6 protein-coding genes are annotated in these 8,168 nt (G+C 38.7%); 2 read left to right on the top strand and 4 right to left on the bottom strand.

All coding sequences use genetic code 11. From position 1 onward, the window contains the following. The first annotated feature begins 172 nt into the window (after positions 1-172). Positions 173-361, top strand: a complete 189-nt coding sequence (locus FD29_RS11385) for a hypothetical protein (protein WP_157049384.1) — start codon at positions 173-175, stop codon at positions 359-361. Between the two features lie 44 nt (positions 362-405). On the opposite strand, the gene FD29_RS04740 is transcribed toward FD29_RS11385, so the two are convergent. The 4 genes from FD29_RS04740 to FD29_RS04725 all read right to left on the bottom strand — a co-directional run bounded on the left by FD29_RS04740 (position 406) and on the right by FD29_RS04725 (position 7,402). Further along, complete coding sequence (locus FD29_RS04740; protein WP_057887813.1) at positions 406-717, bottom strand: SLAP domain-containing protein; 312 nt, start codon at positions 715-717, stop codon at positions 406-408. Positions 718-910: 193 nt separating this feature from the next. After that, complete coding sequence (locus tag FD29_RS04735) at positions 911-1,351, bottom strand: SLAP domain-containing protein (RefSeq protein ID WP_057887812.1); 441 nt, start codon at positions 1,349-1,351, stop codon at positions 911-913. Between the two features lie 198 nt (positions 1,352-1,549). After that, positions 1,550-4,021 (bottom strand): SpaA isopeptide-forming pilin-related protein, encoded by a 2,472-nt coding sequence (locus tag FD29_RS11750; RefSeq protein WP_057887811.1) that lies wholly within the window; start codon positions 4,019-4,021, stop codon positions 1,550-1,552. Positions 4,022-4,843: 822 nt separating this feature from the next. Further along, positions 4,844-7,402 (bottom strand): YhgE/Pip domain-containing protein, encoded by a 2,559-nt coding sequence (locus tag FD29_RS04725; protein ID WP_057887810.1) that lies wholly within the window; start codon positions 7,400-7,402, stop codon positions 4,844-4,846. A 148-nt stretch (positions 7,403-7,550) separates the two neighbouring features. Here FD29_RS04725 and FD29_RS04720 point away from each other — a divergent pair, with 148 nt between their 5' ends. Further along, positions 7,551-8,126, top strand: coding sequence for a TetR/AcrR family transcriptional regulator (locus tag FD29_RS04720; protein ID WP_057887809.1), 576 nt, complete (start codon positions 7,551-7,553; stop codon positions 8,124-8,126). Positions 8,127-8,168 lie beyond the last annotated feature (42 nt).

Genomic DNA, 8,168 nt, shown 5'->3' with positions numbered 1-8,168 from the left:
ATCAAATGAATTTATATTATTTCATATGACAACCACAAAGGGATTATCGCATAATTAAGAATTACGGTCTTTTTTGTGTAATTTAAATTTTTACTGATAAATATTCAATATTTAATAAAATTGCCAATGTTAATATCTCAAACCCTCAGATACTTAAACCCATTAGTCTGGAATGAAATTCTGGTGGATGTTCAGCCGTGGTAGTCTCTTAGCTGGCGTGTACTTTGCCAGGTTAGAGACAGACAAGCTTAGAGACAATTTGAACCGTAATTGGCTCCAAGTTGCTCTCACAGTATTCCAAGTCCACCAGAATTTCATGGAAGACGGCAGTGAACATATTCAACATCAAAAAAAAGACTAATTCGCAATCTGAATTAGTCTTTTTATCCTAACTTCAATGTAGGATTATTTTTCGAGTGATACTTCGGAAGTTCTGACGTATTCGTCTTTACCAACCTTGTAATATTCGTGACCCTTGATTGAAGTCTTTTCTTCAGGTTTACATGTTTTGCCTTTGGTTAGGCAACGAGATAATTTTTTGCCCTTTGAATTATACAATTGAGCCTTAGCTACCTTAACTTTGATTCTTGAAGTTGAACTACATTGAGTTGCGGCTTGAACTGTAACAGCATTAGCAACCATTGGGACAACTGTCGTGACGCCAGCACCGGCAGATAATAAGGAAGCAAACAATAGACTCTTTTGGATTAATTTCATAATATTTATCTCCATGTATATTGTATAAATTTGATAACAAAAGATAATTTTTCGTATTGCTTTGTTATCAAAAACATAATAACTTATTCGAAATGGAAAATGTTGTAGAACGTGTAGCCATTGTGTCTATCAATAAGAATGCAAAAAAAAACAGACCAATCCAAGTGAATTGATCTGTTTTTTTACATTATCATTAGAGCCAACTACTATCTCTCACTTGAGCCAATTTATCTTTAGCTACCTTGTAGTAAGTGCTTTGGGCAAAGGCGGCTGAGCTGCCAACTGTGCAAACAGTTCCTTGTGCTACAGGTTTGCCAACTTTTTTACCTTCAAGGTTATATAAATCAGCCTTAGGTGAGACGACTTCCAATTTGAAAGTGTCTGGTGTGACATCTTCAAAAGTGCTTGAATCTGATTGATTGTTCTCGTTCAAAATCATAACGTCGCTGGCTTTAATGAATCTGTCGTTGGATACGCGATAATAGAATCCATCTGCAGTCATGTGTTTGGTAGTCTTGGTAGTTGTTGCGGCTTGAACAGTACCATTGCCGTTAGTAATGGTTGGAATACTTGCAACACTTGTACCGACTGCTAATAATGAAGCAAACAAAAGACTCTTTTGAAGTAATTTCATATCAATTTATCTCCTTAGATATCCATACATCATTAAATGAAATCTATTTTCACCGATAACTAGAAATTGATATCCTGTTATCAAAAATAATAATAACTTATTGGATATTTAAAGTCGTGTATCTTGTGTAGCCATTCTGTATAAAAAAATTCCCCGCTGAATTTGAATTTTGATCAAATCAGCGGAGAATTTTTTTAACTAATAATTAAGTTTCTTTATCATATGTTTGAGTAAAACAAACAAAGCGATGAAGAAACCACCGATAATCATAAGAAGATTATTCTGGTTACCAGTTTGTGGAAATTCAGCTTGACCATAGCCTAAACCTGAATTTGATCCAGGATTTACGCCTAAGCCATATGATGGATTGCCATTGTTACCAGTAGAAGGTAATACAACACTTGGACTTGTATTTGGTGTCTCAGGTTCAGTAGAAGTATCGTTTTGTTCACCAGGAATTTCTGGTGTTGGTATTGTAGGTTCTGTTGGGTAAACAGGAGGAATAATTTCGCTAGGAATTTCAGGATTTACAGGTTCAGTAGGACCTTGTGGTTCTTGAGGTTCTATTGGAGTGGTAACAGGTGGCTCAGGAGTACCGGGTTCAACAGGAGGTTCAGTTGTACCGGGTTCACCAGGATTAGTAACAGGTGGCTCAGGAGTACCGGGTTCACCAGGAGGTTCGGTTGTGCCAGGTTCACCAGGGTTAGGAATAATTATAGGTGGTTCAGGAGTACCAGGTTCAACAGGAGGTTCAGGTTCGCCAGGAATTTCTGGTGTTGTCCCAGCTTCATCTTTAGCGGTTACAGAACTATCTTGACCTTGAGTGATGAAGAACTCGATAGGTGTCAAATTGTCTTGGTAACCTTCAGGTGGATTGGTTTCGATAAAGTAATAGGAACCGACTGGCAAATCAGTGATCTTAATCTGACCATTTTCGTCGGTTGTTAATCCACTTTGAATAACGTTGTCGTTACTGTCAAGCAGATCATAAATAGCACCAGGTAAGAATTTACCAGTTACGGAATCTACTTTATCTAAGGTTACATTACCAGTATCAGGTGTAACTGTAACAGCAGTATTGAATTTTTCCAATTCAACAGGAGTTGTTTGACCAGCAACAACTGTAAATTCGATAGGAGTTGTATTAGCAACGTAACCTTCAGCTGGTTGGGTTTCAACAAATTGATATTCGCCAGCTGGCAAGTTATCGACTGAAATTTCACCATTTCCGTCAGTAACTAGACCTTCTTTGATAATATTGCCGTTCTTATCGAGAAGATTGAATGTAGTACCAGCAATTGTATCTTTGGTATCAGGATCGACCTTCTTGAGAACAACAGCACCGGTCTCAGCGGTATCTTTTTGATCCGTTGTGAGATTGATTACACCATTATCAGGAAGGGTAAAGTTGATAGGTGTAGGGTTAAGAGTGTAGCCATCAGGTGCTCTGACTTCTGTCAATGTGTAGCTACCATAATTGAGATTCTTGATAACTATTTGACCATTTTCATCGGTCTTAGCATTAGAGATAATGACGTTGCCATCACTGTCTTTTAATTCATATTCAGCACCGGCTAGTGGAGCGCCAGTTGTAGCATCAGTCTTAGTGAGAGTCATTGTACCGACGTTTTGATCGCCGTTACCAGTACCAGAACCACCCCAAGATGTTGAGGAGTCGACACTGTAATCGTCTTCGCTAGAACCCATGGTTGCGTGGTTCGTCCAAGTAGTAGTGCCATCGGCAGGTGTGCCGGTTATTTTAACTCTGTAGTAAATATCAACTGCAGTTGTTAATGTACCTGGGAAACTGATGATGACTTTGTTGCCATCAGTTGTAACCGTAGGATGCAATTCTTGACCGTTGCTGACAAAACCACCGGAAACATAAGATCCAGCGATTGCTGTCAAAGAACCAGGAATGTACTCTTGGTTAGGGCCTAGAATATCAGTTAAAACAACATTGTTAAGATTATGTTCATTAGGGTTCAAAGCTAAGTTCCATGTTAATTCATTAGGAACACCAGTTGGATCATAACCCGCGATCCAACCATTTTTGTTATACATCCAATTTTGACCTTCGTTACCAGTACCAGTGTTAGTACCTTTAGCAACTAATTTCAAAGTACCATGACGGTTGGCATTAGTATTTGATAAGACATCATTGAATGTGATCGTACCGGATGCTTCACCGGCTTTGATAGTAGCAATACCGATTTCGACATTGTTAGAATCATAAATAGGGAATGACATATCACCCGGTGTAACTAATCCACTAGGTAATTCAAATGGAACTGTATCCCCAGCGTTGATCTTGACGTCGTCAGGAATGCTCCAATTGTAATTGACGTTAAAGTTCAACCAAGTATATAAGTTGTCAGATGGTTGAATAGGATTGCCACTCATGTCAGTTACAACCGCATCATTAGCGGTCAAACCTGAAACAGTTAGTTCTGCTTTTGGTATAGTTGACGTCGTTGATGAAGCAGTATTACTAGAAGTATCTGTTGGCGTAGTTGAAGGAGCTTGAGTCGTTGTTTGAGTCGTATTTGTCCCAGGTGGGGCAGTCGTCGCAGCATTAACGATTTGGGCTCTTGGCGTTAGTAGAAACAGAAATGCAATGAATAAACCCAGAATAGATATGAATATTAATGATCTCTTCATTAGTTTCATCTTTCAGGCCTCCAATAATAATGGAGTAAGCCGCAATCAGGCTCGCGTAATAGACTTATTCTTCATTACACCTAGAGTATATGTCGTGAATAAAACATAGTAAAGAAAATATACCATTTAATTGTTTATACCGGTTTAACAACTATTTTGATATGTACCAATTATAGTAATGCAAATAAAAGGGCTTGAAATTGGTAGACGAATTATCTGGTTTATTATGTTGTATTGTGTTGTGTTGGTTCACTGCCGTCTTCCATGAAATTCTGGTGGACGCTGGAACGCTGTGAGAGCAACTTGGAGCCAATTTAAAAATTGTCTCTAAGCTTGTCTGTCTCTAAACTGGCAAGATACGCCAGCTAAGAGACTACCACGGCTGAGCATCCACCAGAATTCCATTCCAGACTAGAGGGTTTAAGGATTTTGGAGTCTTGAGATATTAATATCGGCAGTTTTATTAAGTATTAAATATTTGTCGGAAAAAATTTGATTCATATAAAAACAGACCGTAATTCTTAAATAGCTTAGGAATTACGGTCTTCTTATATGTAAAATTATCTTTATATTACTAATGATTTTTACTCAAATATTACAGATACCAACTAAACAACGAAAATCCTAGCCTGGAGAGCAAAAGCTGATGGGCTCAGTAGTGGTTTAATCTTAGTCAGCGTACTGTGCTGGCTTAGATTACTGCCGAGCTTGAAGACAATTTTTAAATTGGCTCCAAGTCGTGCTCACTACGTTCCAGCTCAATCAGCTTTTGATCGGAAGGCGGCATCCTTATACTATCTCGGTCTTACTTCTGTTACTTCAGTTTTTAAATTAGACAATCGAATGTTCAGCAGCTTCTTTGGTAAAGTCGATCTCGTTGATACGGGTTTTTCTTCTAATAAAGAAGAGAATGCTCAATCCTGAAAAGACTAGTGCGATGATTAAAAGAACTGTCATATCTGGTAGGGATGAATCACCGATCATCAATGATTGTCTGAGACCATTGACTGTGTAAGTCATTGGTAGCCATGGATGGATCGAATTGAAGAAATGATTTGATAGTTGAATTGGATAAGTTCCGGCGGAACCACCTAGTTGGAAGACTAATAGGATCATACTGAAGAAGGAACCTACTTTACCCAAGACTAAGTTTAACCAGTGGACGATTGCCATGAAGGCTAAACCGGTCAAGAATAACATTCCAAAGGTAGCGAAGGGATGGACTGGATCTAGACCGTCGATAGCACTTACTAATAGAAAGATAGCGGTACTTTCGGCGAGGACGAATAATCCGGTAACACTAGCCTTGCTGGCCCACCATGAGAAACCTGAGTGAGGATATTTTCTTGGTGTATAGCCATCGAACATCAAGTTAAAGGCTAACGCACCAACGAATAAAGATACGGACATCATGTATGGTGCCATACCAGTACCATTATTTGGAGCTGAGTCACGTTCTTTATGTTTGGTAGTGGTTGGTTTGGCAATTTGATCGTAAGTCAGGTTGGATGCTTTGATATTAGATTTTTTAGCGCCGTTAGCTAATTGTTTGGCTAATGTCTGATTGCCATTAGTAATTTGGGTAATGCCAGAACCCATTTGAGTAGAACCGTTGGCTAAAGTATCATCACCACTGGCAATTTGATTGGCTCCGTTGGCGAGTTGTGACGCACCATTAGTTAATTGGGAACCGTTAGCGACAAGTTGCGAGATACCGGAATTCAATGTATTAGCACCAGTGGCTAATTGATTGACACCAGAAGTTAAACTTGGCATTTGTGAATTCATCGTGTTGATACCATTGTTTAATTGTGAGGCTCCGTTGTTCAAAGTAGTGCTGTTGTTGGCTAATTGACTTGTACCAGAACTCAGCTGATTAGTACCACTAGCTAATTGTGAAGTGCTGGAACTGAGTGTACTAATACCGGAATTCAATTGCGTCATTCCGTTATAGGCATCGCCAAGTTGAGAGGTTAATTGTTGTGAACCGCCAGCAAGTTGAGCGATGGTTGTTGCCAATTCATTTTGAGAATTGCCAAGAGATGTTTGGAAACTATCGATTGCAGAACCGGCATTGTTTTGAGCAGACATCATGGTGCTTAAATCAGTGCTCAAAGCATCAGCAGCTTTATTTAAAGCAGAACTATTAGAATTAGAGACGGCTGCCAAAATGGCTGACTTTTGATCAGCGGTCAAACCTTGTTGATCGGCTACTTGAGAAACTTGGGCAGTTGTAGAGTCGTTATTTTGCTTGGCAGCTGTTTGTAAAGTTGCCAAATCGTTTTTAACAGTTTCAGCTTGAGTACTATTGTTATTGGCAAGTTGTGATTTTAAATCGGCAATCGAATTGTTGAGTTGAGTTGTACTGCCGTTTAGACCAGCGCTGACTTTTTGCAAGTTGGCAGTTAATGACTGACTGGCTGTATACAGTTGACCTAAACCAGAGTTGAGCGTGTTAGAACTACTGGATAGTTGAGCAGTACCATTGTTTAAAGCTGAGGCACCAGAGTTTAAATTATTTGCGGCTGTATTGACGGAATTGACGCCGTTAGTATAAGTGTCCAACCCGGAACTTAATGAAGAACTGCCGGCTGCTAATTTACTGACGCCAGAAGCTAGAGTAGCAGATTTAGTGTTGAGTTGGTCGATACCGTTAGTCAGTGTTTGAGAACCACTAGCTACTTGGTTGACGCCATTGATATATTGATCTAAGCCTTGATTCAACGTATTTGCACCGTTGGTAAAGGATAATGAACTGGTGGCTAAAGTATTCAAACCAGTAGTGATTTGTTGATTAGCGTCAGCAACTTTGTTACCGCCAGAAGCTAATTTTTTACTGCCATCAGCTGCCGATTTCATTCCCTTTGAAAGTTGCTTGATAGAAGCAAACATTGTTTTGGAATAAGTTTTAGTTACTTGTTCAGAGACTGATTGAGCGGCCGATTGAGCAGCTGAAGCGGTCATTTTAGAAGCAGTGAAGTTGTGTCCAGCACTGGTTTCATAGTTGAGGACCATCTTCTTAGGTTTTTTGTTCAATAAAGTTGTAGCATTCTTGGAAAAATCCTTGGGGATGGTGATCACCATGTAGTATTTACCATTTTTTAAGCCAGAACTTGCAGTTCGACTAGATTTTAAAATGGTAAAATCCATCGCCTTGGATTTAGCAAGGTTCTTAGCAAGATCATGGCCAACTTTTAATTCAGTACCGTGATAATCGACACTTTTATCGTCATTGACGACGGCCACAGGTAGTTTGTTCAGTTCACCATAAGGATCCCACATTGATTTAAGGAAAGTGACGGAGTAAATAGATGGGATGAAAAGCATAACTGCGAAAACAATTAAAATCAGCTTATGTTTTAACAGATATTTCCATTCTTCTTTGATCATTGATTGTACCTCTTCGAAATGTGATATAGTTAATGCAAAAATAATACTCAACTGTGGCTTAAATAATAACTGGATAAATATTTCATTACAACAACATAAATACACAATGTGTGTATTATTTTTGAATCTTGGAAAGAGGAAGAAAAAAATGAAGAAAATTGACCGTCGAGTTCAAAAAACTAACACTGCATTACAACAGGCTTTCCGTCAATTAGCACGGACGACAGACTATCGGAATATCACGGTAAAGAAACTGACGGAAACAGCTAAAATTAATCGCAAGACATTTTATCTACATTATGATTCGATCGATGACTTTGCCGATACGATAGCTGATACGGCCGCTGATGAGCTTTTGGATATTATTACTGCTAAACCATTACGTGAAGCACTGTCGCAGCCTGGATATATATTCGACAATGTCTTTGATTTTTTCGATCAGTCACGAGAATTTTATATTTTTATGATGACTTCGATCGGTTACACTTTTCAAGCACGTAAGGTGGAAACCAAAGTTACTGATGGTTTTGCTGCCGCTATTGAAAAACAATTTAATCTTTCCAAACTTGATGCGTATACTTGTGCTAGTTTTTTGATCCGCAATACCTTGATGATGTTCCAGCTTTATAACAATGGTAAATTGAATTTTGATAGGAAAGAATTCCGAGACCGGGTGGTGCGATTGAACGGTAGTGGTTTGAGTTCTTTCTTTGATCTTAAATAACCTTTGAAAAATAATTTTTTGAGAATAAATACAAATCAATAA

The organism is Companilactobacillus mindensis DSM 14500 (assembly GCF_001434275.1).
Lineage (GTDB): Bacteria > Bacillota > Bacilli > Lactobacillales > Lactobacillaceae > Companilactobacillus > Companilactobacillus mindensis.
The sequence above is the reverse complement of the archived record's forward strand: the minus strand, read 5'-3'. Positions and strand labels throughout refer to the sequence as shown.

Coding starts and splice junctions, on each gene's coding strand:
- FD29_RS04725 (WP_057887810.1), bottom strand. CDS start 7,402: ATGATCAAAGAAGAATGGAAATATCTGTTAAAACATAAGCTGATTTTA.
- FD29_RS11385 (WP_157049384.1), top strand. CDS start 173: ATGAAATTCTGGTGGATGTTCAGCCGTGGTAGTCTCTTAGCTGGCGTG.
- FD29_RS04720 (WP_057887809.1), top strand. CDS start 7,551: ATGAAGAAAATTGACCGTCGAGTTCAAAAAACTAACACTGCATTACAA.
- FD29_RS04735 (WP_057887812.1), bottom strand. CDS start 1,351: ATGAAATTACTTCAAAAGAGTCTTTTGTTTGCTTCATTATTAGCAGTC.
- FD29_RS11750 (WP_057887811.1), bottom strand. CDS start 4,021: ATGAAACTAATGAAGAGATCATTAATATTCATATCTATTCTGGGTTTA.
- FD29_RS04740 (WP_057887813.1), bottom strand. CDS start 717: ATGAAATTAATCCAAAAGAGTCTATTGTTTGCTTCCTTATTATCTGCC.